The sequence below is a fragment of the Micromonospora sp. NPDC049048 genome (assembly GCF_043197615.1).
Lineage (GTDB): Bacteria > Actinomycetota > Actinomycetes > Mycobacteriales > Micromonosporaceae > Micromonospora.
Genome location: NZ_JBICTM010000003.1, coordinates 873,080 through 897,049, shown reverse-complemented (window position 1 = coordinate 897,049; position 23,970 = coordinate 873,080). Strand labels below are relative to the sequence as shown.

Here is a 23,970-nt window from a genome sequence, read left to right as displayed (position 1 = left end):
CATCAGCAGACCCACGGACACTCACCCCAGGTCGCCGAAGTAGCCCTCCTCCTCGCCGAGCAGCAGCGGTACGTCGTACACCGACATGTCCGGCCGGAAGCGCGCGTACCTCACCCGGTGCCGCCATCGTCCGTGTTCGAACGCCACGTCGGCGTCGATCTCCGCCACCGCGCTGGGTTCCACCTGCACGTACCGCAGCGGCTCCGGCCGGTCCAGCTGTCCGGACCAGGACGCGGGTAACGGCTCCGGCCACGGGTGCACCACGGCGGCACCGTAGTGTTGCCGAGGCCGTAGCGGAGACAGCAGCCCGGCGAGCTCCGTCCGCTGGAGGCCCGTCAGCGGGTGTGTCCGCCCCGTGTACCGCAGCCGTCCCCTCCGATCGAACCGGCCGAGCAACAGGGTGTCGGGGTTGCGGATGCTGCCCGTCACTCCGCCGACGATCGCCTCGGTCACGATCCGGGTCCGGAACTTCCACCAGCCGCGCCGGCCAGGCTCGTACCGCCCGGCCAGCCGCTTGCTAACCACGCCCTCGATCCCGGCCGCGACGGTCCAGGTCAGCAGCCAGTCCGCCACCAGCCGCATGTCGGTCGTCTGCGGCGTCACGGCGAGCTGCGCCGGCGCGTCAGCAAGCAGCCGCTCCAGCCGGACTCGCCGCTCCGACAGCGGCAAATTCAGAACCACCTGCCCGCCGGCGTCCACGAGAAGGTCGAACAGCACGTAGTGGGCGGGGCAGTCGTGGACCAGGCGCAGCAGGCCGCGGCCGGCGGTGACGCGCCGCTGCAACTGCGCGAAGTTCGTCCGGCCGCGCTCCCACACGATCAGCTCCCCGTCCAGCACCACCCCATGCGGGAGCGTCCGGATCGCCCGGGGGATGTCCGGGAAGTAGGTGGTGAGGTTCCGGCCAGCCCGCGACTGCAGGTACACCCCGTCGGTCTCGCGGAAGGCGATGCACCTCCACCCGTCCCACTTGGGTTCATGAAGCAGGTCGGGACTTTCGGGTACCACATCGACCGGCGCGGCGAGCATCGGCGCGACCGGCCGGCGCAACGCGAGATCCGCCGCAGCCCGGCGCCGGGCCGGACTCACCGCCTGCGCGGGCTGTGAAAGCTCATCATCCCTGTCCCCTCGCCCATCGTCGGTGAGGGGCCACCCGGAACGGGCGAAGATCGGCTACAACAAATGTTCGTCTTGTCAGCCTTCAGGGTCACTTCGACTCAGCCGTCAGCGCCCGTCGCGGCGGCGTCGCCGCTTCGGCTCGTCAGGGGCGAGCACCTGGGCAACGACGTCGTGCACATGGCCGCCAACGAACCGAAGCTGCACGATGACGAATTCGTCAGCCTGCCGGAGGCTGTCGAAGACCCGTGATCCCTGAGGTCTACCTGCATTGCGACCCGTACACGCGAGCCCACCATGCCCCAGGTAAACCGCCCCTGTCGCGACAGCGCATGTACTTCCTGCTGCTACTTCCCCAGGTATCCGCACCGTCATCGAGCGCGATGGCGTCCAGCACTACGTACGCCCTGACGGCCGTGCCGAGCCTCATCGCTACGGCGAACCGGTTGCCGAAGACCGGGAACTGCGGCTTCACGGGTACGACGTGTACCGGTTCGGCGCCGCCGAACTAGTCGATCAGAATCTCGCCCGACAACGGCACTCCGCCATCTTCAACCGCCTCCCTGCCCGACACCGCAGCCAAGGTTTCGGCGCCAGCCGGGTTTGGTTGCCTACCCTCTCCCTGCCTGGGACCCGGGCGCGCCCGGTCGTCCGGCAGCACATCCGGCTTCGGACTGCGGCTCTCTGCGGCTGCTGGGCTCACCGCTCGCGGGCGAGGCGGTTGGGCAAGCACATGAGCGACCATGCTCGCCGGATCACCCTCGGCGCCGGACCCGACAATCTGCCACAACGCCCGGCTGAGGTCGCGCACAAGGTCATCGTCGGCTGTTGCGGGCCGCCAATGGGGAGCGGCTCGGTAGACCAGCGAACCGGCGGGACGCTCGAGGATGGCATCCCCTCGAACGAACAGATTCCGCCGCTGCGTCGCCGTGCGTAGGCCTCGGTGGAGGGCGGCGGCCATCAGCAACATCTCGCTGCCGAGCCGCGCGGCGTCCCTCCCCCGATGCTGCATGTGCCCCCGGGCTGCTGCAGGGCCCAGCAGCGAGCGGGCCCACCGCAGGGCCTCGCCCATCTCGGCGACGGTGTCCTGGGCCGGGCCGGCCGCCGGTGCCGCGCGTAGCTCGGCAGCGGCGATCGCCGCCTGCCGCCAACCCCCGGTCATCGCCAGGGATCCGTCGGCCGTGAGGACGTGCGCCGCCAGGCCGAGCTGCGTCCCGACCTGAAGGTGCACTCCCGTGACCTGGGCGGGGTGAAGCCACAGCCAGGTTCGCGCAGCGCGGACCGCTGCGATCGCCGCATCGACGGTGTCCACCGCCGGTGCCGGATGCAGCGGCGACCGGGCGATATCAAGCTCACGTAGGTCGGGCTGAGCCTTCGCGGCCGCGACCAGCTCCTTGGCGACGGCGCTCAACCGGCTGCCGCTCGTCCATCTGGCTGCCTCCGCCGCCGGCCTGTACGTCTGCGCCAGAGGTCCACCCCGGTCCAGCCAAGCGGGAAGGCGGCCGTCGAGCCGCACGGCATCCACGGCGAGCCGGGCAATATCACCAAGCCCTCCCTGGACACCGCCCCCGGCACGGATAGCGATCCCCTCTGGCGTATCGGGACGCCGCCCGGGTGGAACGTGACCGGCGATGATGTCACCCATGACGCCAATCGCGTCAGCGGCCCGGCGCAGCGACCGTGCCGCGCCATCGGAGACCTCCGGTGCTGGCGGTAGCCGCTCGTTCACCACTGCGGCGGCCCGCAACCCCACATAGAACCGGGTCAGGCTCTGCCCATGCCGCCCGAGAACCAGCGCGGCAGCCGCCTTGTCCGGCACCTCCGCCACCGGACGACCACCGACCAGCAGCTCCGTCACCCTGGCCAGCTGGTGATAGAGGTCCGACCGGGCACCCACCAGACCGTTGATCTCCCCAGCGGTCCCCGCACGGCGTCTGGTCACCGCCGCAGTGGCCGCCCGCATCGCCCGCTGCGCCTCCTCGTACCAGAAGCCGACCGTCATGCCAGGGCCGCTGCCGCCCGGCGTAGTTGCTGGGCGGCCGCGTCGTGGTCGAGCCGTTGAGCCAGCCCATCCTCGGCGACGGCACGGCGATCGTGGTGCTGGGCAAGGTGCTCAATGAGATCCCTCACCGCAGCCCGCACCTCGGGCCCGTCGGCGTCCGGGGCAGCCGCGTCCACGACGACGTCGTCCTCGTAAAGGCGGCTGCGGACGTCCAGGACCTCCAGTCCGAGGCGGTCCCACGCGGGATCAACCCCGCCCAAGTGCTTCCAGGCTTCGATGGCCAGGTGGACGGCACCGGCGGCGGCGAGGCTGTCACCGCCAGCGGCGAGACGCGCACTCAGGATGGTGGCTGCTTCCGGGAACTCCATGCGGGAAGCCTCCGACAATCGGCCGCGCCTCGTCCACCCCACCTGGTGCTTCCCTGTGGATATCCCGCGTCCGAGCAGGTCAGCGACGTAGAGCCTCACACGAGGTCTGGCTGGAGCCGAACAACCTCATCGCGCACCAGCCCACCGCACCGTCGCCGAAAACCGCGGGCCGGCGGATCCCCTGCATAGTGCGGTGACCACGAACGTTCACCGGGTCTGACCTCCGGCTGCTTGATCCTCGGTCCCTACCCATCGCCTCATGTACTGATCGACGACCCCTCGTACCTGACGGCGGAGGTCCGTGTACCTCATGTCGCCCATTCCCTCGGCCTCGAAGACCCCATCAGTGAAGCTGTCCACCTCACCCGGAGGGGACTCGCGAAGCCGTTGGCTCTCCTCGGGTGGCAGGCAGAAGCCCAGCTTGATGCACAAATCGTCGAGGAGCCGTCGGACATCAGACTCCCGGTTGTCACGTTGGCCCATGAGGGACAGCGTGACGACTCCTGCCTTGGTGCCAACCCGGCCAAGGTTTATGGTCACCGCAACAGCTGAGCTATGCCGACATGTGGGTCAGCCCCGTCGGTCGATCTTCATGTGCTCGCACGCGCCGTCGTGGTTCTCGGTAAAAGCCCCATCCGTTCGCCGCGCGACCTTCTGCCAAAACGTCCCAGCGGTGTCGTACTGAGTGGTCGTGTACCAGGTGAGGCCCGGGTACCGCCGATAGAGCTTGAGCACGGCGCGGGTGCCGATCCCATAGCCTTTGGCGGCCCCATCAACGCTGATCTTCCGCAGGTAGCCACGCCGACACCCCTGGCACACCTGAAAGTCGACCTGACCGACGACGAGCAGGCCCCGACGAAGGACCAGCCGGTGGAACCCGGCAGGCGCGCCGGCTGGTAGGTGGACCGCGCGGACGCGCAGTGCCGCCAGGCGGCGCAGCCACCACACAGGATCGCGGCGTCGCGCCGTGTCCCACCGGAAGGGCCCTGGATCCGGGAAGAGTTGTCCGAGGAGCCGGACCCGAGCATCATCGTCGTTGTCGGCACCGGCGTCGTGGACTATGCGCAGGGCCCGGTCCAGAAGGTTCGCAGTCTCCCCCCAAACATCCTCGTCCCCCTCGCCCTGCCGGCGTCGGCACACCGCGGCCGCCGCCGCAAACCGACCCGAATCCGCCTGCCAAGTATTGACGAGCACAGCGGCCACCGCAGCGACCCGCTCCGGTGACGCGTCGTCCAGTCCGATGGCAAACGACAAGGCCTGGTCAGCGTCATCCTCGGCGGACCGCCGAGGACCCGGCACCTGCGGAAAGCCCATAGCCGTCACCGTAACCGCGCTGTACGACGGCGAGCGCCTACCGGAGGGCCCACTCCAATCGTTTGGGGCGGACCCAGTCCGCCTAGGACAGGGCCCGCCCCAACACCCCACTACGCCAGCGGATGTGGCTCACCGGTAAGTGCCGCCAGCGCGGCAGCAACCTCGTGGATAGTTGCGCGTACGTAGGTGGCGGTGGTTCCGGCATCTCCCCCACTGGCGGAGTGACCGGCATAGGCCCGGGCGATGGCGTAGCCGAAGTTGCGCTCCACCCAGGTCAACGTGGTATGCCGTAGCCAGTGCGTGCTGATCTGCTGCGCGTGCACCCACGGCAGGTGCTCACCGATGCGCACCCACAGGTGGTCGTACCGCCGGTAGGTGATCGGCTGGCCGCTGCGGTACCGGAACAACGGTCCCATCTCGGTGGCGTGCCGCTGCTCGGCGTGCCGCTGCAGGTACCGCATGAGTGTGGGCGACACCGGCTGCCACCGCACCGTCTCACCCTTCTCCCGCAGCAGGATCAGGCACTGGTCCGGGTCCAGGTCGACCGGCCGCAAAGCTAGGGCCCCACCCCGGCGGCACGCCGTCTCGGTGTGCAACCGCAGAAGCAGACTGTCTAACGCCGGGTCGTCACCCGTGGACGCCGCTACCTCGTTGATCTCCGCCAACCGGGTGTCCGCCAATGCCCGCCGGGTGCTCGGCAGCCGCCGTGGCTTCGCCACCTTCAACGCCGGGTTCTCGGCCTCGGACAGGAGCCCGTCGGCGACCGCCCGCCGGTACAGGCATCGCAGCGCCGCGATCAGATGCTCCGCCGCGCTGCGCCCGCCCCGCGCGTTGCGGCGGGCCACCACATGCGTCTTGACGTACTCCGCAAGCCGCTCGATCTCCGATGGTGTCGGCTCATCGATACGCCGCTGGCCCCACTGCTCCACCACGCGCTTCCAGTACGACCCGTACGCCCGCCGCGTCCCAGCACTCACCGCAGCGGCAACCACCGGCACATACTCCGCGAACGTCGGAGCCGGCGGACGATCGGACGTCGCCGCCACCAGATCCGCTGGAGAGATGCCCATCCGCGATAGCAACAACCGAGCGGCCTCCAGTTCGGCCTTGCCCGCCACGCTGCTCACGACTCACCACCCGCGAACGCCTCGTCCTGCACCCGCGCGACCACCGCGTCCAGCGAGGCCGGCGGATGAAGCACGAGACGTCCGGCCTTCGGATCGGCCGCCAGCAGCACCCGATCGCCGGCTGTCAGCCCGCACCACTGGCGGACCACCGCGGGCAACCGCACATGGCCCTCTTTCGTCACCCGGAACACCCCACGCGGGTCAGGGTCGACGATGATCAGGCCGCCGCTTTCCCTGATGCCCAGCCTGAGGCCAGGAGCCCAGCCGAGAGCGATCATCACCGCCCGATCAGCGACGCGGCCGTGCACATCAAGAGTCGCCAGCCCATACACCGTGCTGCTGTCACGAGTAGGAGCCAGTCGCGCCAGCGGCAGAGGTGGTCGCTTCATCGCGGTACGCGAGTCGCCGCGGATCTTGAGCCCGCCTGATGGAACCACCGCCGGGATCACCGAATCGATTGGCCGGTCTGTCATGACCCACCTCGCCGAACGACGAGGCTGGCACCAACGGCGATAACAGAGAGTGAAATCAGGTGGTCAAGCATGCTTGACCACCTGTACGTCCAACGTCGCACGGTTGCTACGCGGGAGTGTCCGAGGGGGGACTTGAACCCCCACGCCCTATACGGGCACTAGCACCTCAAGCTAGCGCGTCTGCCATTCCGCCACCCGGACCTGCTCGTCCAGCCTACCGTGTCGGCCGAGGTGATCTTTCACCCGTCGGCCGCCCTGGTGGGCCGCACGGGGAGTTACTGTACACGCCCCGGGTGGATCATGCACATCGGCTTCCGTGGGGTGGAGCAACCCAGGTCGAAAGGCTTCTCGCCGCGCGCGAACCGTGACAAAGCGGCGAGCCTGGGTAGCGTCCGGCGGGCCTCACGCGGCAGCATGGCCACGTGTCCCATCCCTCTCCCCTGGCCGCCGTGCAGCACCGGGCCCTCGCCCTGCGCGCCGCGGGCGATCTCAGTTCCGCCCGCCGACTGCTCACCGACGCCGTCGGCTCCGCCCGACCGCCGTACGGCAAGGATCACCCGGATGTGCTGAGCACCGCGCACCTGCTGGCCCGCCTGCACCGGGAGGCGGACGACCCGGGTGCCGCCCGCCGGGTGCTGGAGGAGGCGTTCGCCGACGGCGAGCGGCTCTGGCCGCCGTCCGATCCGCTGATGCTGGCGATCTCCTTCGAACTGGCGGCGGTGGCCGACGAGTTGGGCAACCGCCACGAGGCGCGCCGCAACTACACCCGCGTCGCCACTCTCGGGCCCGCCGTGCTCGGCGTCGACCACCCGGCGGTACGCACGGCACGGCAGTATCTCGGCGACGCCGCTCCCGCCCCTCAGGCTGCCCCACCGCTCGCGCGGCCCGCCACGTCGGCGCTCTCCGAGCCGACGATGTCGCTGGCGGTGCTCTCCACCGCCTGGCGACCGCACGAGCCGGCCTCGGTCGGCCCGCCGCAGCCGCCGTCCGCGCAGCCGGTCCCGCCGCACGTCGCCAGTGGCCCGCCTGCGGCGCCGGCACACCCGCACAACCCATCTGTCCCGCCGCCGCCACCCGTTCCGGGCGTACGCGGCGTGGGGCGGGCCACCCCCGTTACTCCCGCGCCGCACCCTGCGGCGTCTCCGTATGTTCCCCGGCAGGTCGACTACGCGCCGCAGGTGCCGCCCGGACCACCGCAGCCGTACCCGGGCCCGCCGCAGGCCGCCCAGGTTCCGCCCCCGCCTGTGGTGCCCGCCCCGCCCCACCAGGGCTGGGCCCCGCCGGTGCCACCGCCGCACGTGCCAGCCCCACCGCAGGTACCCCATGCTCCCGGGCGGGGGCAGGCCACCCCGTACGCCGCTCCGCCGCAGCGGATTCCGCCACCACCGACGATCCCGCCGCCGCCAGTCGTGCCCGCGCCACCGGGGCCGGCCCGTGCCGCCGTACCGCCGCCTCCGGCCATGCCGACCTCGGCGGCTGCCCCGGCGCAGCCGCACACCCCGGTGGCGCCCATACCGCCGCCCCCGATCGTGCCGCCGGCGTCCACCGCCGCCCCGGCGCAGTTGCCCGTACCGCCGCCTCCGGTCGTTCCCGCGCAACGCCCCGCACCGGCGCCGCCACAGTCCCCCTGGGCGCCTCCCCCCGGTCCGGCCCAGCCGGGCCCGTCCACCCCGGCGCCGCAGCCCCCGCCCCGCCCCGCCCCGCCGGCGGCGGCCGGGGTGGCCTCGGTCGTTCCGTCCCCCAGGACAGCTCCGCCGCCCGCCATGCCGGTACCGGAGGCCCCGCCGTCGTCGCCGACGACCGCGGCACCGCCCGCTCCGCCCACCCCACGCCACGCGGCGGCCGCAGCCGAAGCGCCGGCCGCCACCGGTACGACGACCACGGCCCCACCGCCGTCAGTGAGCGCCCCGCCAGCGGGGCCGGCCGCACCCCCCTCGTCGCCGGCTAGCACGCCGCCCGCAACTCCGTCGGCGGCGGCGAGCAAGCCGCCCGCCACCCCACCGTCGTCGGTGGGTACGCCGCCCTCCGAGCCAGCGGCGACTGCCGTCGAGCCCGCGCGGCCCGCCAGGCCCTCCGTCGAGGCACCGGTCGTTCCCGCGTCGGAGGCGGCACGTCCGGAGGCAGCACGTCCGGAGGCGGCACGTCCGGAGGCGGAGGTGCCCGAGCGCCCGGCCGGTCCGGCGCCCGGGTGGGCCAAGCCGACCATCCAGGTCAAGCAGATCGAGCCGCTGCTCGCCGAGGAGATCGCTCGCGCCGCCGGTGCTTCCGCCAGGATGGATGCGCCGGTCAGCCCCGCGCGGTCGTCCGAGGTGCCACCAGCCGACGCGCCGCCGCCGGCGACACCCGCCGCGACGGTCAGCGCACCACCGGCACACCCGACGAGCAGCCCACCCGTCAGCGCACCCCCAGCGCCACCCGTCAGCGCGCCCCCGGCACACGCGACGAGCAGCCCACCGGTCAGCGCACCGCCCGCGCCGCCCGTCAGCGCGCCGCCCGTCCACCCGACGAGCAGCCCACCGGTCAGCGCACCGCCCGCGCCGCCTGTCAGCGCACCGCCCGTCCAGCCGACGAGCAGTCCACCCTTCAGCGCGCCGCCGCGCGGCGTCAGTTCGCCGCCGCTGCCCCCGATCCCGCCACCGCCGTCGGTGATGCCGCCGCCGGTCAGCGCGCCGCCTGCTCCGGTGCCGCAGTTCAGCGCGCCACCGCAGCCGGTGAGCGCGCCGCCCGGGGGCCCGTCGGTCAGCGCACCGCCGTGGAGCATGTCCGCGCCGCCGTGGAGCAGCACGGCCCCGCCGCAGGCGCTGACGGGCCCGGCGACCGAAACCGGCGTCGACGCCGACCACACGGACGTCGAGGAGGAACTGGAACGGGCGGAGTCCGAGCTGGAACGGGGGGAGGTGGAGCCGGTCGAGCCGGAGCGGGAGAAGGTCGACGACCTGCCGCCGGCGTACCTCGACATCGACGAGACGTTCCCGATGAAGGCGCAGCCGGTGCGCGCCGGCACGCCTGCCGGCCGCCCTGCCTCCCCGCCCGCGCCCCTCGTCCCGCCGCCACCGGCGTACCCGATGATGGCGGAGCCCGAGGAGGGCGGCCGGAACCGGACGGCGGTCATCGTCGCGGTGGTCGTCGCGGTCCTGGCCGTCGCGGCGGTCGTCGGCGTGGGCGTGCTGCTGCTCAACCGGGAGGCGGCGCCGCCGGCGGGGCCCGCCTCGCCGGGTGCCGTCCCCGGATCTTCGGCGACCGCCGCCGGTCCCCCGCCGGGCGGGCTGACGTTGAAGGACCAGTCGGCGACGGTCACCCTCAACTGGACGGACCCGGCGGGCGGCGGAGTGCCGTTCATGGTCGCCGGCGGGCGGGTCGGGCAGGCGCTGGGCGTGATGGCCACCGTGGACCCGGGCCAGACCAGCTACACGGTCAACGGCCTGAACTCGCGGGTCGACTACTGCTTCACCGTGCTGGCGGTCTACTCGACCAACTCGTTCGCCACGTCCGGGCAGGTCTGCACGCAACGGGAGAACGACACGCCGTCGAGCTGACCGTCCACTACGGCGTGGCGCACACGCTGGGTGTCGACAGGGGGACGGTGCGGGTTTCCCCGCCTTCGACCGGGCCATATGATGGCAGCCGGCTCAGGGGAGGGTCGCCGGACATGGCGCGCCACCTGCCAGGGACGACACGGGAGGCAGCCGGTAGTGGCCACCATCGACGATGCCGGAACCGCCGGCTCCCCGCGTCCCCGGCCCCGCCGGATGCGCGGCGGGCTCGTCACCATCGCGACGGTGGCCGCGCTGCTGGCCGCCATGGGGCTCACCGTGCACGGTCTCGGCGCGGCGGACAACGCGGTGGCGAGCCACGACGCGAGTTCCTGGTTGTGGAGCGCGGCGCGCAGCGAGCTGGCCCGCGTCAACGGGATCACCGCGCGGGTCGACACCCGCGTCGGGGTCCCGGGCGCCCGGCGGCACCCGGTGCAGGTCGCCCAGACCGACCGGCTGCTGGTCCTGCGGGACCTGAACACCGGCCAGGTCAGCTCGCTGGACCTGGCCACCCTCCAGATCACCGCCACCACCCCGACGACCCCGGGGCTGGGCGTCAGCGTCGCCCTGCACGAGGACGCGGCGTTCGTCGTCGATGCCGTGCAGGGCGTCGTCCGGCAGCTCGACCCACGGTCGCTGACCCCCGTCGGCGAGCCGGTGCGCTACCCGCCGGGCATCACCGGTGGGTCCTTCGACGGCGAGGGACGACTGTGGATCGCGGTGCCGAGCGAGGGCACCGTCTCGGCGGTCACGGCCGCGCCGCTGCCCTCCGCGCCCGTGTCGGCGGCCCCCGCCGGGGCCGGCCTCAGCCCGAAGAGGGTCGAGACGTACGACGTCGCGTCGGCGAGCCACGAGCTGGTCGTCTCCACCCTGGACGACGGCGTCGCGGTGCTGGACCGTACCGCCGGGGCGCTGGTCACCGTGCAGCGCGGAAAGGTCCGCACCACGCCGCTGACGATGACCGCGCCGGGCGCCCTGCCGGCGCGTACCAGCGGGCCGGACGTGCCCGTGACGGTCCCCGGCGAGCGGCGGGTGCACGTGGTCGACGACGGCGGCGCGGTGCGGGCGTTCACCGTGCCGGGCACGGGCGACAAGCTCAGCCCGGCCGTGGCGTGGGCCGGCCGCTACTACTGCGCCGACGAGGCGTCCGGCACGGTCTACGCGTTCGACTCCGGCGGGCAGCTCGTCGGCACCATCCGGGGTCGGGGCACCGGGCCGCTGGAGCTGGAGGTGCGGGAGAACCACCTGTTCATCAACGCCCCCGACTCGGCCACCGCGCAGGTGGTGGACGACCGGCACCAGGTTCGCGAGGTCGACAAGTACGCCAACGACGTGCTCGGCGGCGACCCGCCACCGGCGCCCCCGCCGCCGCCTCCGCCGAAGAAGCCCGAGGTCGGCAAGCCGGGCGCGCCGCGCGGCGTCACCGCCGCCGCCGGCAACGCGCAGGCGCGGGTGAGCTGGCGGCCGGCCCCGGCCAACGGCGCGGAGATCGTCCGGTACGTGGTGCAGGGCGCGGGCCAGCGCGTGCAGGTGGGCGCCAACCAGCGGGCCGTGGAGATCAAGGGCCTGACCAACGGCGAGACGTACCGGTTCTCGGTACACGCGGTCAACGCGAAGGGTGACGGTCCCGCGCGTACCAGCAATCCGGTGACGCCGACGGCCGCGGTGCCGGACCCGCCGGCCGCCGTCACCGCGCAGGAGCGTCCGGACGGCACGGTGCTGGTGAAGTGGCCGGCCGCGAACGGTCAGGGCAACAGGATCGCCAAGTACGTGGTGACGGCCACCTCGGCGGGCACCAACGCCCCCGCCGGCGAGTCCCGCCGGACCGAGCTGGTGGTGCCGGCGGGCGAGCTGGAGTACGGCACGCAGTACGCGTTCACGGTGGTGGCGGTCAACGACCGGGGCGCCGGCTCGGCGGCCTCGCCGGTGAGCAACACCGTCGTGCCGTACGCGGCCCCGGAGCGCCCGGCCGAGCTGCGGGCGAGCACGGTGGCCGACCGGCCGGGCGCCGTCGCGGTGCAGTGGTCCCCGGCGACGGCGAACGGCCGCCCGGTGACGAAGTACCTCGTGGACGTGGGCGGGCGCGGCAGCGAGGTCACCGACACCCGGGCCACCGTGGACGGGCTGGGCAACGGCCAGAACGTCACCGTGAAGGTGCGGGCGGTCAACGAGGCCGGCCCCGGCCCGGAGGCCACCACCACGGCCCGTACGGTGGCCGAGCCCCGGATCACCGTCACCGGCTCCTCGGCCACCGCCACCTCGGCGACGGTGACGTTCACCGTGGACGCCGGCGGCGGCAAGGCAACCTGTTCGCTGGGCACCGGCGGCGAGCCGGCGAAGACCGGGAACTGCTCCAGCATCACGATGACGGGCCTGACCCCGGGCACGAAGTACACGTTCACCGTGACGGCGAGCAACGCCGCCGGCAAGGGCACCGCCACCCGCGCCCAGGCCACCGGCGCCCTCTACGGGATCGCGACCTGCCGCAACGGGCCGGACGGCGACCAGCGCACGTACTGCGACAAAGACGTCGACGGCCGCAACGGCAACGAGATCTTCTCGGTGCCCCGGCAGGACAACGACCGGCAGGTCGGCTGGGCGAAGCCCGGCACCCGACTCAAGGCGTACTGCAGGAAGTCGGGTGAGCACGTCGACTCCTGGATCTACAACAACCAGAAGCAGAGCACCTGGTGGGTGCAGGTCGAGTACAAGGGGAAGAACTACATCCCCTGGGCCTGGCTCAACCTGGAGGGCGGCGACGACATCAAGGACCTGCCCACCTGCTGACCCACCCAGGCAAGGAGCACCACCGCCGTGAACCCCCCAGAACCGCTCACCCAGCCGGAGGTGCAGGGCTTCGCCGCCCTCGCCGCCAAGCTGGCCGAGAACGTCAACGCGGTGGTGCTCGGCAAACCGCAGGTCGTCCGGCTGGCGCTCACGGCGCTCTTCGCCCAGGGGCACGTGCTGCTGGAGGACGTGCCGGGGGTCGGCAAGACCACTCTGGCCCGGGCCATCGCCGCCACCGTGAAGGGGCAGTGGCGGCGCATCCAGTTCACCCCCGACCTGCTGCCCTCCGACGTGTCCGGGGTGACCATCTTCAACCAGGCCACCCGCGGTTTCGAGTTCCACCCGGGGCCGGTGTTCGCCAACATCGTCATCGCCGACGAGATCAACCGGGCGTCGCCGAAGACCCAGTCGGCGCTGCTGGAGGTGATGGAGGAACGTACCGTCACCGTCGACGGGGTCCGGCACCCGGTGCCGCAGCCGTTCCTCGTGGTGGCCACCCAGAACCCGGTGGAGATGGACGGCACCTACCGGCTGCCCGAGGCCCAGCTCGACCGGTTCCTGGTGAAGCTCTCCGTCGGCTACCCCGACGAGTCGGTCGAGGTGGAGGTGCTGCGCGGGGCGACGGTCCGCTCCCCCGAGGCGCTGACGGCGGTCACCGACACGACCACCGTCGGGGAGATGGTCCGGATGGCCCGCCGGGTGCACATCGCCGAGCCGCTCTACGCGTACGCGGTGCGGCTGGCCGCGGCCACCCGCAACCATCAGCAGGTACGTGTCGGGGTCAGTCCCCGGGGCGTGATCGCGCTGACCAGGGCGGCGTGCGCGTACGCGCTGATCGACGGGCGCGGCTGGATCATGCCGGAGGACCTGAAGACCCTGGCCGAGCCGGTCTTCGCGCACCGGCTGCTGCTCACCCCCGACGCGCAGGTGCGCGGGGTGACCGCCGCCGAGGTGCTGCGCCAGGCGGTCGCCTCGGTGCCCGTGCCGCTGCCCTCGGGCCGGCCGGCCCCGGTCCAGGGCTGACCGGCGACGCCGGTGTCCGCGCTCACCGCCCGCTGTGTCGGGCTGCTCGTCGCCGCCGTCGTGCTGCTCGGTGTCGGCTTCCGCTTCGCGTACCCGGAGCTGACGGTGCTCGGGGCGGCGGCCGGCATCGCCGTCGGCTACGCCGTGCTGTCGGCGGCCTGGCGGCCCCGCCTGGAGGTGACCCGCAGCGCCGACCCGGACCGGGTGGCGCGGGGCGAGCCGGCGACCATGACCCTGACCGTGCGCAACGCCGGACGGCTGCGGGCGGCCAGCCTGGTGGCCGAGGACCGGTGCGGGGACCGGACGGTCCCGGTCCCGCTGCTGCGGCTGCGGCCGGGCCGTGACACCACGGTCCGCTACGAGGTGCCGACCACGCGGCGGGGGGTGGTGCCGGTGGGGCCGCTGCGGGTGACCCGGCGCGACCCGCTGGGCCTGGTGGCGCTGGCCCGCCCGTACGGCGGCACGGTGCCGGTCTGGGTGCACCCGCGCGTGCACCCGCTGAACGCGGTGCCCACCGGCGCGGGGCGCAGCCTGGACGGCAGGGTGGACAAGGTGCCACACGGGTCGATCACCTTCGACTCGCTGCGCGAGTACGTGGTCGGCGACGAGTTGCGCCGGGTGCACTGGCGCACGAGCGCCCGGGTGGGCGAGCTGATGGTGCGGGAGAACGTGGACACCAGCCTGCCCCGGTTGGTGGTGCTGCTGGACAACCGGGCGGTCGCCCACCCGGAACGCCTCGACGGCGTCGCCGAGTCGTTCGAGTCGGCGTGCGAGGCCGCCGCCTCGGTGCTGGTCGCCGCGTACCGCGAGGCGCTGCCGGTGGTGCTGCTGCTGGTCGCCCCGGAACCGGCCGGCGACGACGTGGGAGCGCACGGGCCGCTGGACCGGCTCGCGGCGGCGGGGCTCGCCGACGCGGGCGACCTCCAGCCCGCCACCGCCCGGCTGCGGCGGGAGCGGCTCGGCGACACGCTGGTCTTCCTCACCGGGCCGGGTGGCCGTGACGACCTGGGTGCGGTGGGCGCGCTGCGGGCCGCGTACCCGTCGGTGGTCGTGGGGCTCTTCGGGGCGGCGGAGCCGGCGCCGTCGGGCGCGGCCGGCCTGGTGGTGATCGACGCCGCGAACGGCGCGGCGTTCGCCGCCGAGTGGGACGGGGTGCGCAGGTGGTGACGGTGGCCGGCGACGCCCCCGAACCAGCCGGTGGCGGTGGGGCGGCCGGGGTGATGCGGGCGCTCGGGCGGGCGCTGCGGGCGGTCCCGGTGCCGCTGGCGCTGATCGCGATGATCGGCCTGGCCGGCGCGGTGCTCGGCCGGGTCTACGCCGGCCCGATGCTGAGTTGGCTGGTGCTCGGGGCGGCGGTGGGCTCGGTGCTGGTCAGCGTGGCCGCCCGCCGGCTGCCCTCGTGGCTGGTCGCACCGGTCTCGGTGCTCGCGATGCTCGGCTGGACGGCCTGGTCGCTGCGGCTCACCGCGACCCGCGCCGAACTGCCCGGCAGCCTGGCGGAGGTCACCGCGGACGCCGCCGCGAACGGCATCCCCCGGCTGCTGACGGCGATGATCCCCGTGGAGCCGACCCCCGACACGGTGCTGGTGCCGCTGGTGGCCGCGTGGCTGGCCGGTCTCGCCGCGGCGGAGGTGGCGATGCGGGCGGGCCGGGTGCTGCTCGGCTACCTGCCGCCGGTGCTGCTCTACGCCGCCGCGCTCTACGTGGTCGGCCCGAACGCCGATCCCGCGATCGGGCCGACGCTGGCCCTCGTGGCCGTGGCGCTGCTCGGCCTGGCGGTTCCGGCACGCCGTGCGGTCGGCGCCGATCCGGCCGCCGGGCTGGCGCCGGCGGTGCGCGCCGCCGTGCGGGCCCGGCTCGCCGCCGCCTCGGCCGCCGGCCTCGCGGTGGTGGTCGGGCTGGTCGCGCTGCTCGGTCCGCTGCTCGCCGGCCAGGTCGACGGGCGGCCGGTCGATCCCCGCCGGTACGTGGAGCCGCCGCAGGTGGAGACGCTGGACGAGAACCCGCTCATCCGCATCTCCGGCTGGGCGTTGCACCCGGACCAGCAGCTGCTCGACGTCCGCACGCAACGGTCGGGCCCGCCGATCCCCGTGCCGGCGCCCGAGCCGGGGGCGACTCCCGCGCCGGCCGCCACCGCCCGCCCGGTGCCGATCCGGCTGGCGGTGCTCAGCGACTACGACGGGGTGACCTGGCGGGTCGGCGCCACCTACCGCAACGCCGGGCGGATCCTGCCCGTGACGGCGCCGGCCGGCGACAGCACCGTGGAGACGGTACGGCAGGAGGTCACCGTCGCCGGGTTGAGCGGCCGGCTGCTGCCCGCCGTCGCCACCCCGCGCGAGGTCACCGGGGCGCGGGTGGCGTACGACCCGACGACGGGGACGCTCATCCGGCCGGAGGGGCTGCTCCCGGGGCTGCGCTACCGCGTGACGTCGGCGCTGGAGACACCGGACGCCAATCTGCTCGCCACGGCGGAGGTGCCGGCCGGTGAGGAGGTGGCCCGGGTGCTGCGGGTCGCCGACGGGGTGCCCGATCCGCTGCGCCGCCTCGCCGCCCAGCTCGCCGAGTCCAACGGCGCCCCGTACGCTCGGGCCGCCGCCGTGGAGCAGTTCCTCGCCGAGCACTACCGTCTCGTCGCCGACGCGCCCAGCGGGCACGCGTACCCGAACCTGAACTTCTTCCTCTTCGGACCCCGCAACGCCGGCGGCCAGCGGGGCACCTCCGAGCAGTTCGCGGCGGCGTTCGCCGTACTGGGCCGGCTGGCCGGCCTGCCGACCCGGGTGGTGGTCGGTTTCCGTCCCGCCGCCGACGGTCCGGTCCGCGCCGGCGACGCGTACGCCTGGCCGGAGGTGCTCTTCGAAGGTCTCGGCTGGGTGCCGTTCGACCCGCTGCCCCGCCCCGACGAGGAGCCGCGCCCGGTCGAGGAGGACTTCCGCCCGACGCCGGAGGACCCGCCCCCGTCGGAGGTGCCGGAGCCCACGACCGAGCCGACCGCGCCGCCGGAGCCGGTGGCCGCGCCGGGCCGGCCGGCCGGCACCGGACCGTCGACGGCGCTGCTGGTCGGCGGCGCGACGGGCGGCACCCTGCTGCTGGTGGTGGCCGCCCTGCTCACGCTGCTGCTGATGCGCCGCGCGCTGACCCGCACCCGGTTCGAGGGGGGTGACCCCGGCCAGCGCATCGCCGGCGCCTGGCGGGAGGTCACCGACGCGCTGCGGCTGGCCGGCAGCCCGGTCGGCGAGGACCTCTCCGCCTCCGAGATCGCCGCCCATGCCCGTGCCGTCCTCCCCACCGGGGCCGGCGTCGAGGAGTTGGCGGGGCTGTTCAACCAGACGGCGTTCGCCCCGGGTACGGCCAGCGCGGAGCAGGCGGCCCGGGCGGTGGCGACGGCCGGCGAGTACGTCGCCGCGCTGCGCGCCGCCCGCCCCTGGTGGCGCCGGCTCCTCTGGTCGGTACGCCCCGGTCCCCTGCGCTGGCCCCGCTGAGTCCGCGCTCCGTCAACCCGGTCGGACAGTGGGATTTTGCACTCACAGTGCACTTGTCTCGGCCTCGGGGGCTGCTTAGCGTCGCATCATGCCTGCTTCCTGGACCTTCGCCGTGGCCCGCGACGACCTGAGCCGGACCACCCTCGTCGACGGCACGACGCCCACCCCGAACGACGGCGAGGCGCTGCTGCGGGTCGACCGCGTCGGCCTCACCGCCAACAACGTGACCTACGCCGTGCTCGGCGACGCGATGCGCTACTGGCAGTTCTTCCCGCCCGGCCCCCGCGGGCTCGGACCACAGTGGGGACTTCCGCCGCTGTGGGGCTTCGCCGAGGTGGTCGCGTCGGCGGTCGACGGGGTCACCGTCGGGCAGCGGGTCTACGGCTACCTCCCGCCGGCGGGCCACCTCCTGGTGCGTCCGGACCGCGTGGACGCTGCCGGGTTCCGCGACGCGAGCGAGCACCGGGCCGACCTGCCCTCGCCGTACAACGGGTACCGGTCGACCACCGGCGACCCGGCGTACCGGGCGGACCATGAGGACCTGCTGGTCCTCTTCCGGCCGCTGTTCTTCACCTCCTTCATGCTGGCCGACCAGGTCGTCGACGACGACTTCTACGGGGCGACGGCCCTGGTGCTGTCGTCGGCCTCCAGCAAGACCGCGTACGCCGCCGCCTTCGAACTGCACGGCCGGGGCCCCCGCCTGATCGGGCTCACCTCCCCCGGCAACCTCGCGTTCACGCAGTCCCTCGGCTGCTACGACGACGTCCTCACCTACGACGACATCGCCGCCCTCGACGCCGTACCGACCGTCTATCTCGACCTGTCCGGCTCCCCCGCCACCCGCGCCGCCCTACGGGCACGCCTCGGCGACCTGCTCGTGCGGGACGTCGCGGTCGGCCTCACCACCCAGACCCCGAACGCCGACGCCGCCGGGGAGGTCTTCTTCGCGCCCGTACGGATCCGCAAGCGCCGCCAGGAGTGGGGCCGCGACGGGCTCGACCGGCATTTCGCCGAAGCCTGGCAGCGGTTCACCGGCGTCGTGGACGGGTGGCTCGACGTCCGGGTCGACACCGGCTCCGAGGCCCTGCGACGCGCCTGGTCGGAGACGCTCGCCGGCCGGACGCCGCCACGCGTGGGTCAGATCGTCCGGCTGTGAGCGGCCCGGAGGATGAGGTCGGCCACCGGCCTCAGCAGGGCCGACCCCAACCGCCGGGGTGCGGGAGACCGCACCCCGGCGGTCGAACGATTCGCGTCACCAGATTCGGGCTTCTGGGCCGACGTAGCCCTCGCCGGGGGCCAGGGCGCACTCGTACCCCATGATCTTGGTGACGTTCCCAGCGAAATTGAACTCCCGGGTGACGGTCGTGCCTGACCCGCCGCGGTTCATCACGGTCTCGCTCCGCGTGCCGCCGTCGTTGTACTCGGCGTTGAGGATCAAGATGGCCGCTCGACCGTCGGCAACGGTGTCCTTGACCTTCACCTCCAGGTACAGGCGCCCGCCGGACCACCACCAGGTGCCGTGCGCCCAGACGCCGTAGGCGTCCCCGACGGTGCCGCTCAGGCTCCAACTGGTCGCCGCCTGGGCGGGTGCCGGAGCAACAGCCACCGCACCGAACGTCGTGGCTGCCGCTGCGGTCACGGCCGCGACGAACCGGCGCATCCTCATGTCGTACCTCCGTCGGGATCGGTCTGGCCGGAATACTTCCGCAACGTTCCGTGGCGGGCGTCAACCGACGAGTTGGCTTTCCGCTGCCACCTGCGCGGTACGGACCAGCGCGCACCTACTACCGGCGCGGTACCTGACACACCGGCCCCGTCACCGTCGCCGGGCGTCGCATCGGCCACTTAGGATCTACCGGTGTCACACCGTGAGCGGCTCCGGCAACGACTGCATGACGTGCCCGCGACGGTCGTCGACGCGGCGGTCGCCACCGCCATCGTGACGGTCACGGCCTGGATGGGGCGTGACTACCAACTGCCCGGCTTCCGCGAGTTCGACGGCGCCGCGCTGGTCCTGACCTGCCTGGCCAACATCCCGCTCGCGGCACGCCGCCGCGCCCCGATGGCCGTCCTGCTGACCTGCTGCGCCGCGGTGGCGTGGTTCCTCAACCTCGGCTACGTGCCCAGCCTGAACCTGTTCGGGCCGCTGCTCGCGATGTACACCGTGGCCGCGACGCGTCCCACCCGCAACGCTGTGCCGGGGGCCGCGGCGACGGCCACGGTGATCTTCTACAGCGGCATGGTGATCGAGGTCTACACGCCGTGGACGGCGCTCGCGCAGGCGCTGGTGGCGACTCTGGTGGCCTGGCTGTTCGGGGCCGGGGCCCGACGGCTGGCCGACCGCAACCACCGACTGCTCGCCCTGGCCGAGGAGCTGCGCCGGGAGCGGGAGGCCCGGGCCCGCAGCGCGGTCGTCGCGGAACGGATACGTATCGCCCGCGAGCTGCACGACGTGGTCGCCCACCACATGTCGGTGATCTCGGTGCAGGCCGGCCTGGCCCGGTACGTCCTCGCCACCGATCCGCCGACGGTGGGCGCGGCACTGGACACCATCGCCGACAGCAGCCACGAAGCGCTGGAGGAGATGCGCCGGATGCTCGCCCTGCTCCGGGTGTCCGACACCGACCCGCGAGGCGAGGGCGACGGCCGCGACCCCGCACCGGGGCTGGGCCGGCTCGACGAACTCGTCGAGCGGATCAGGGCCGCCGGCGTGCAGGTCACGGTGGTGGTCGTGGGCTCGCCCCGCCCGCTGCCACCGGGGGCGGACCTGTGCGCGTACCGGGTGGTGCAGGAGTCGTTGACGAACGTCCTGAAGCACGCGCGCGGCGCCCGGGCGAGCGTGACGCTCGACTACGGTCAGTCGGAGCGGCTGACCATCTGGGTTGCCGACGACGGTCCCGGGGCGCCTGGCGGGCCGGCGCACGGCCACGGTCTCGCCGGCATGCGCGAGCGGGCACGACTGTACGGCGGAAGCCTCTACGCCGGCACCGCCCCGGGCGGCGGCTTCACCGTCACCCTCAGCCTGCCCGTCGGAGTCGTCCTACCTGACAGGCACGAGCCGGCGGTCGGCGCGGCCGATGCGGGCGTAGAGCCAGGAGCGGGCCCGCTCGTCACCGGTCGGCGGCCGTCGCCCCCGGTCCGGGCCGCCTAGCGGAGCGTGCGCGCTCACCTGGACGGTACCCGCACATGCTGCTCATGCGCACCGGGGACCAGCACCCCGTGCTGACCGCGTTGCGGGACCACCTGCGAGCCTCAGGACCGCAGACATGCGATGACGTGTGGATCCCGGACTGGGCCCGCCGACCGGCCGATCTGGCCGACACGTCCTGCGCCTGAGGCCCGATCGACGGCGCGCCACCCTTCGGGGCTGCCGGGCCGCCGCGGGGTGGGTGAAGATGAGGGCATGCCGAGCCGCCTCGCCGTCATCGCCATCGACGCAGTACGACCACGACCGATCGCCGACTTCTGGTGCGCGGTTCTCGGCTGGCAGGTGGTCGACGAGGACGACGAGGTGATCACCATCGCGGCCGCCGACCGTTCCTGGCCGATGATCGACGTGGTGGCGGTGCCGGAGGGCAAGGCGATCAAGAACCGGCTGCACCTCGATCTGCGCGCCGACGGCGTCTCCACTGAGGAGGAGCTCGACCGGCTGCTCGCCCTCGGCGCGCGACGCGTCGACGTGGGACAGCCCTCCGACGTGAGCTGGGTCGTGCTCGCCGATCCTGAAGGCAACGAGTTCTGTCTGCTGTCTCGTCCTGTCCAGGAACTCCAGGGCAGCTCCCGGTGACCGGCTCCGGCAGATGCCCTGGGGCAGTTCCGATGGGGTACGGGAGATCTAGGCCGGCCGCACGGCCTTGCGCTGGGGGTGGCGGGTGCGCTCGATCCACCAGTGTGCGACGAGCAGGTTGAACAGCCAGCCGAGCCAGGAGACGCTCTCCACGAAGATGGTCGGGTCGAGGTTCTGCAAGCCCATGATCGCCGGGATGACGAGGGCCAGCACCCGGACGCTGAAGGCGTCGAGCGTCAACGCGTAGCTGTAGATCATGTAACGGCGGTGCTCGGCGTACCGGCGGCGCCGGACCATGTAGTACGCGATCCCGGTCGTCATCACCCACAGCGTCCCCAGCGCACTGCGGCCCACGAATCCCGGCCCGCCGGTGTAGCCCAGCAGCACCACAGTGGAGACCGCCCCGGGCAGCACCCCGCCGAAGACGTAGACCCGCCCGAGATAACGGTGCGCCGTCGGATACCTGCGCCGAAATGTCCCCCATAGCTGGAACGATCCCGCAACCAACGCGACCGAGCCAAAAAAGATGTGCGCGATCACCATGGGATACTTCAGCGGGTACGCGGCCGGCAGTTGCACCTTCGCCAAGCTGCGGTCGAGTGCGATGTAGTTCGACCAGATGTAAATCAGGGTGGCCAGCACCAGCACCCACAGGGCGATCATCGGTGGCTGCCGCCACCACGGCCGTTCAGTTCCCGACGCGCGGTCAACCTCGGCCTGCGCGGCTTCGATCTGCTGGGACATCCGGCGTTCCTTTCCGTGCGAGCAGCTCTTCGGCAGGTTGCTTCGTCATGACGTAGGGCCCGCCCTGCCTCGGCTGGCATGATCCGAGCTGGATGTTGGGCTGATCGTGCGGCTACCGGCCACCGCGCGCATCTTCTTTCTTGCGCACTTCGGCCCGCGCGGCGAGGTCTGGCCGCACGGGGGACACGGGCATGGAGAACCATTCACCGGTCCGTGACGTCCTGTTCCGCTGGGCGTGCCCGCCACGCCTGGATTGGCAGCGCCGCCCCGCCCCGACCTTCCCAACAAAATGCTCATTCCCGCCCCACTCAACGCATCCCGGCCGCATTCAACCGACTTTACTTTTGGCGGGATGACCGCCTGGATGTCGATTTACCACCGCGATCAAGTGACTACTTCGGGGTAAATCCGGTATGCGTCCACCGGCCGGGCAATCGGAACATAAACGTTTGTCGCCACGACGACCGTACTTTCAGTGGTCTGCGTGGTAAATTGCCCAACCCGAACCGTCGACCTTCACAGGAGGAATTAATGATGAGCACCCCGGGCCGGCGTATGCGGCGTGCGCCACGCCTGCTCACCCTGGCGGCAGCCGCGCTCTGCATCGCGCCCGCCACCCCCGCCGCCGCGACGCCACAGACAACGGTCGACGCCGATCTGACCTGCTCGATCACCCTGACCATCAACCTGTACCCCGGCCTGACCATGGAGCCACGCCACCAGGTCGTCACCAGCCACGGGCCGAACGGCACCGCCGTGTGCACCGGCACCGTCAACGGCCGACCGGTCACCGGTCCTGGCCACTTCGGCGACGCCTTGCACGGTGTCGGCTCCTGCGCCGAAGCCGTCTTCACCGGAATTTTCGTGCTGAAGGTCCCGACCACGGCGGGCATGCAGACGATCGCCGGACAATTCACCGAGACCGGCATCGCCCCACTCCCCGCCACCCTCGCCGGCGGCCTGACCGGCACCGTCGTGTCGGGCGTCGCCCTTCAAGGCGACTGCGTCACGACCCCGCTGACCCGCGCCCAGCCGGTGATCGCCGTCACCGTCACCACCTGACGGTCCCACTGCCGGGCAGCCACGCGGCTCGCACCGCTCCAGGCCGAGGCGGACGCCGAGGGACGACCCGCCGGTCCGCGCACTTCGATGCGCGTCCCGGCGGGTGCTGGCGAATGGTCCTGGCGTACGTGGAGACGCCGGTCACGGGAAGTCCGACGGCGACGGAGGCCGCCCCGTCGGCACCTGGTCGCGCGTCGACATCAGCCGACGACGCGCCCGACTTCCACGCTCGCGCGCTTGTCCGCCTCGTCGTTCGCCGCTCGGACCCGTTGACCGTTCACTCCGTGGCGGCCACCTGGGCGCTGGGCAGCCTGGTCTGGAAATCGAGGAGGCCGACCCAGGTCGGACGCACCGCGATCCGCGCCATCCGCGTGCCCGCGCCGCCCACGAACCCGAGGATGGCGCTGGCCACCTCCGCATCGACGTACCGCTGGGTGGCGAGGACGTACTCGTCGACGACGCCGGCGACCTCGTCGACAGTGGCCAGTCCCCGGATCAGGAGTATCTCCGGTGGGAACTCCTCTGTGTCGATGGTGATGGCGACGTGCGGGTTGGCCCGCAGGGCCGCGATGCGGCGCGCTGGACGGCGCACGCCCGGGCCGGCGATCTTGGCGGCTGTCACGATCTCCTCGCCGGTCCAGTGGAACCACACCGGGATGACCCTCGGCGAGCCATCGGTCGACGTGTAGGCCATCCGGGCTGGGATGGCCGAGTGGAGCAGGCGTTGCGCGAGCTCGGTATGGAGCAGTTTCGGATCGCCCTGCGCCAATACCTCAAGGGCGTCGACTGTGTTTTCGATGGCGCTCATCATCGAATCCTGCCACAGGTTTGCCGACGGGCATATGGGCAAGGAAGTGCAAACTATCCGACTGTATTCGCGGACGGGGTGGCCGCGTCCGCTGAGGGCGAGGTTGTCGGGGCGGACAGCGAATTTCGGCTTTGCCTGAGAGAGCGTTTTTATTCATGCCTTTCGCGCCTTGTGGGGTTAGCGGATCACTCGCCAAGTTGGTGCGCTTTCGCCGGTTATGCGGTTGGCCAGGATGCCGTCTCGGCAAAGTGGATCATGACTTTACGGCCAGCGGGGAGGGCTTATGGTCGCGGGCCGGGCGGCGGGGCACTCATCGCAGCCGCCACCCAACCCGCGCTTCATTTCGTCGG

General features: G+C 72.7%; 20 protein-coding genes, 1 tRNA gene and 1 pseudogene. 11 read left to right on the top strand and 11 right to left on the bottom strand.

Translation table 11 applies throughout. The features are described from left to right. Positions 1 to 21: 21 nt before the first annotated feature. Positions 22 to 1,026 carry an ATP-dependent DNA ligase gene (locus tag ACGFIG_RS14580; RefSeq protein ID WP_393002957.1) on the bottom strand — a complete coding sequence of 335 codons (1,005 nt, stop codon included), beginning with the start codon at positions 1,024 to 1,026 and terminating at the stop codon, positions 22 to 24. Between the two features lie 153 nt (positions 1,027 to 1,179). Here ACGFIG_RS14580 and ACGFIG_RS14575 point away from each other — a divergent pair, with 153 nt between their 5' ends. Continuing rightward, positions 1,180 to 1,365, top strand: a complete 186-nt coding sequence (locus ACGFIG_RS14575) for a hypothetical protein (protein WP_393002781.1) — start codon at positions 1,180 to 1,182, stop codon at positions 1,363 to 1,365. A gap of 256 nt (positions 1,366 to 1,621) precedes the next feature. On the opposite strand, the gene ACGFIG_RS14570 is transcribed toward ACGFIG_RS14575, so the two are convergent. The 6 genes from ACGFIG_RS14570 to ACGFIG_RS14545 all read right to left on the bottom strand — a co-directional run bounded on the left by ACGFIG_RS14570 (position 1,622) and on the right by ACGFIG_RS14545 (position 6,598). After that, entirely contained in the window at positions 1,622 to 3,115 is a 1,494-nt protein-coding gene (locus ACGFIG_RS14570) for a hypothetical protein (protein ID WP_135241043.1), read from the bottom strand. Next, on the bottom strand, positions 3,112 to 3,483 hold the full coding sequence (locus ACGFIG_RS14565) for a hypothetical protein (RefSeq protein ID WP_135241044.1): 372 nt from the start codon (positions 3,481 to 3,483) through the stop codon (positions 3,112 to 3,114). Before ACGFIG_RS14565 ends, ACGFIG_RS14570 begins: the two co-directional genes overlap by 4 nt. Before the next feature lie 570 nt (positions 3,484 to 4,053). After that, positions 4,054 to 4,797 (bottom strand): hypothetical protein, encoded by a 744-nt coding sequence (locus ACGFIG_RS14560; RefSeq protein WP_393002779.1) that lies wholly within the window; start codon positions 4,795 to 4,797, stop codon positions 4,054 to 4,056. 110 nt (positions 4,798 to 4,907) lie between these two features. Next, complete coding sequence (locus tag ACGFIG_RS14555) at positions 4,908 to 5,924, bottom strand: site-specific integrase (RefSeq protein WP_046569954.1); 1,017 nt, start codon at positions 5,922 to 5,924, stop codon at positions 4,908 to 4,910. After that, positions 5,921 to 6,397 carry a hypothetical protein gene (locus ACGFIG_RS14550; protein ID WP_393002777.1) on the bottom strand — a complete coding sequence of 159 codons (477 nt, stop codon included), beginning with the start codon at positions 6,395 to 6,397 and terminating at the stop codon, positions 5,921 to 5,923. The genes ACGFIG_RS14555 and ACGFIG_RS14550 overlap by 4 nt, the downstream gene beginning before the upstream one ends. 117 nt (positions 6,398 to 6,514) lie before the next feature. After that, a tRNA-Leu gene (locus tag ACGFIG_RS14545) sits at positions 6,515 to 6,598 on the bottom strand. Positions 6,599 to 6,819: 221 nt separating this feature from the next. Between ACGFIG_RS14545 and ACGFIG_RS14540 the strand changes: the two are divergent. Next, positions 6,820 to 6,990: pseudogene (locus ACGFIG_RS14540) on the top strand (hypothetical protein); the annotation flags it as partial. A 572-nt stretch (positions 6,991 to 7,562) separates the two neighbouring features. Here ACGFIG_RS14540 and ACGFIG_RS14535 read toward each other — a convergent pair. Beyond that, entirely contained in the window at positions 7,563 to 9,158 is a 1,596-nt protein-coding gene (locus ACGFIG_RS14535; protein WP_393002959.1) for a hypothetical protein, read from the bottom strand. Between ACGFIG_RS14535 and ACGFIG_RS14530 the strand changes: the two genes are divergently transcribed. From ACGFIG_RS14530 to ACGFIG_RS14505, 6 genes are all read left to right on the top strand, one after another. After that, positions 9,157 to 9,933: a fibronectin type III domain-containing protein gene (locus ACGFIG_RS14530; protein ID WP_393002955.1), complete on the top strand. Its 777-nt coding sequence runs from the start codon at positions 9,157 to 9,159 to the stop codon at positions 9,931 to 9,933. The two genes, ACGFIG_RS14535 and ACGFIG_RS14530, sit on opposite strands and share 2 nt — an antisense overlap. A gap of 156 nt (positions 9,934 to 10,089) precedes the next feature. Continuing rightward, a complete protein-coding gene (locus ACGFIG_RS14525; RefSeq protein WP_393002775.1) occupies positions 10,090 to 12,717 on the top strand; it encodes a fibronectin type III domain-containing protein in 2,628 nt (875 codons plus the stop codon). Positions 12,718 to 12,744: 27 nt separating this feature from the next. Continuing rightward, entirely contained in the window at positions 12,745 to 13,740 is a 996-nt protein-coding gene (locus tag ACGFIG_RS14520) for an AAA family ATPase (protein ID WP_393002773.1), read from the top strand. Between the two features lie 12 nt (positions 13,741 to 13,752). Beyond that, complete coding sequence (locus tag ACGFIG_RS14515; RefSeq protein WP_393002771.1) at positions 13,753 to 14,907, top strand: DUF58 domain-containing protein; 1,155 nt, start codon at positions 13,753 to 13,755, stop codon at positions 14,905 to 14,907. 53 nt (positions 14,908 to 14,960) lie between these two features. Further along, positions 14,961 to 17,219, top strand: coding sequence for a transglutaminaseTgpA domain-containing protein (locus ACGFIG_RS14510; protein WP_393002953.1), 2,259 nt, complete (start codon positions 14,961 to 14,963; stop codon positions 17,217 to 17,219). An 88-nt stretch (positions 17,220 to 17,307) separates the two neighbouring features. Continuing rightward, positions 17,308 to 18,375 (top strand): DUF2855 family protein, encoded by a 1,068-nt coding sequence (locus tag ACGFIG_RS14505; protein WP_393002769.1) that lies wholly within the window; start codon positions 17,308 to 17,310, stop codon positions 18,373 to 18,375. A 96-nt stretch (positions 18,376 to 18,471) separates the two neighbouring features. On the opposite strand, the gene ACGFIG_RS14500 is transcribed toward ACGFIG_RS14505, so the two are convergent. After that, positions 18,472 to 18,879 carry a hypothetical protein gene (locus ACGFIG_RS14500; protein ID WP_393002767.1) on the bottom strand — a complete coding sequence of 136 codons (408 nt, stop codon included), beginning with the start codon at positions 18,877 to 18,879 and terminating at the stop codon, positions 18,472 to 18,474. A gap of 198 nt (positions 18,880 to 19,077) precedes the next feature. Between ACGFIG_RS14500 and ACGFIG_RS14495 the strand changes: the two genes are divergently transcribed. Together ACGFIG_RS14495 and ACGFIG_RS14490 are read left to right on the top strand one after the other, a co-directional pair. Then, positions 19,078 to 20,370 carry a sensor histidine kinase gene (locus ACGFIG_RS14495; protein WP_393002765.1) on the top strand — a complete coding sequence of 431 codons (1,293 nt, stop codon included), beginning with the start codon at positions 19,078 to 19,080 and terminating at the stop codon, positions 20,368 to 20,370. 252 nt (positions 20,371 to 20,622) lie between these two features. Continuing rightward, positions 20,623 to 21,006 (top strand): VOC family protein, encoded by a 384-nt coding sequence (locus tag ACGFIG_RS14490; RefSeq protein WP_393002763.1) that lies wholly within the window; start codon positions 20,623 to 20,625, stop codon positions 21,004 to 21,006. Positions 21,007 to 21,054: 48 nt separating this feature from the next. Here ACGFIG_RS14490 and ACGFIG_RS14485 read toward each other — a convergent pair whose 3' ends face one another. Further along, positions 21,055 to 21,750, bottom strand: coding sequence for a DUF2306 domain-containing protein (locus ACGFIG_RS14485; protein WP_393002761.1), 696 nt, complete (start codon positions 21,748 to 21,750; stop codon positions 21,055 to 21,057). Positions 21,751 to 22,242: 492 nt separating this feature from the next. Here ACGFIG_RS14485 and ACGFIG_RS14480 point away from each other — a divergent pair, with 492 nt between their 5' ends. Beyond that, positions 22,243 to 22,812 carry a hypothetical protein gene (locus ACGFIG_RS14480; RefSeq protein ID WP_393002759.1) on the top strand — a complete coding sequence of 190 codons (570 nt, stop codon included), beginning with the start codon at positions 22,243 to 22,245 and terminating at the stop codon, positions 22,810 to 22,812. 277 nt (positions 22,813 to 23,089) lie between these two features. On the opposite strand, the gene ACGFIG_RS14475 is transcribed toward ACGFIG_RS14480, so the two are convergent. Next, a complete protein-coding gene (locus ACGFIG_RS14475; RefSeq protein ID WP_393002757.1) occupies positions 23,090 to 23,620 on the bottom strand; it encodes a pyridoxamine 5'-phosphate oxidase family protein in 531 nt (176 codons plus the stop codon). Between the last annotated feature and the right edge of the window lie 350 nt (positions 23,621 to 23,970).

Bases quoted from the DNA above. Each gene is read 5' to 3' on its own strand.
- ACGFIG_RS14500 (WP_393002767.1), bottom strand. From the start codon at position 18,879: ATGCGCCGGTTCGTCGCGGCCGTGACCGCAGCGGCAGCCACGACGTTC.
- ACGFIG_RS14570 (WP_135241043.1), bottom strand. From the start codon at position 3,115: ATGACGGTCGGCTTCTGGTACGAGGAGGCGCAGCGGGCGATGCGGGCG.
- ACGFIG_RS14565 (WP_135241044.1), bottom strand. From the start codon at position 3,483: ATGGAGTTCCCGGAAGCAGCCACCATCCTGAGTGCGCGTCTCGCCGCT.
- ACGFIG_RS14575 (WP_393002781.1), top strand. From the start codon at position 1,180: ATGTTCGTCTTGTCAGCCTTCAGGGTCACTTCGACTCAGCCGTCAGCG.
- ACGFIG_RS14475 (WP_393002757.1), bottom strand. From the start codon at position 23,620: ATGAGCGCCATCGAAAACACAGTCGACGCCCTTGAGGTATTGGCGCAG.
- ACGFIG_RS14490 (WP_393002763.1), top strand. From the start codon at position 20,623: ATGCCGAGCCGCCTCGCCGTCATCGCCATCGACGCAGTACGACCACGA.
- ACGFIG_RS14560 (WP_393002779.1), bottom strand. From the start codon at position 4,797: ATGGGCTTTCCGCAGGTGCCGGGTCCTCGGCGGTCCGCCGAGGATGAC.
- ACGFIG_RS14535 (WP_393002959.1), bottom strand. From the start codon at position 9,158: ATGCTCCACGGCGGTGCGCTGACCGACGGGCCCCCGGGCGGCGCGCTC.
- ACGFIG_RS14505 (WP_393002769.1), top strand. From the start codon at position 17,308: ATGCCTGCTTCCTGGACCTTCGCCGTGGCCCGCGACGACCTGAGCCGG.
- ACGFIG_RS14550 (WP_393002777.1), bottom strand. From the start codon at position 6,397: ATGACAGACCGGCCAATCGATTCGGTGATCCCGGCGGTGGTTCCATCA.
- ACGFIG_RS14530 (WP_393002955.1), top strand. From the start codon at position 9,157: ATGTCCGCGCCGCCGTGGAGCAGCACGGCCCCGCCGCAGGCGCTGACG.
- ACGFIG_RS14510 (WP_393002953.1), top strand. From the start codon at position 14,961: ATGCGGGCGCTCGGGCGGGCGCTGCGGGCGGTCCCGGTGCCGCTGGCG.
- ACGFIG_RS14485 (WP_393002761.1), bottom strand. From the start codon at position 21,750: ATGTCCCAGCAGATCGAAGCCGCGCAGGCCGAGGTTGACCGCGCGTCG.
- ACGFIG_RS14580 (WP_393002957.1), bottom strand. From the start codon at position 1,026: ATGCTCGCCGCGCCGGTCGATGTGGTACCCGAAAGTCCCGACCTGCTT.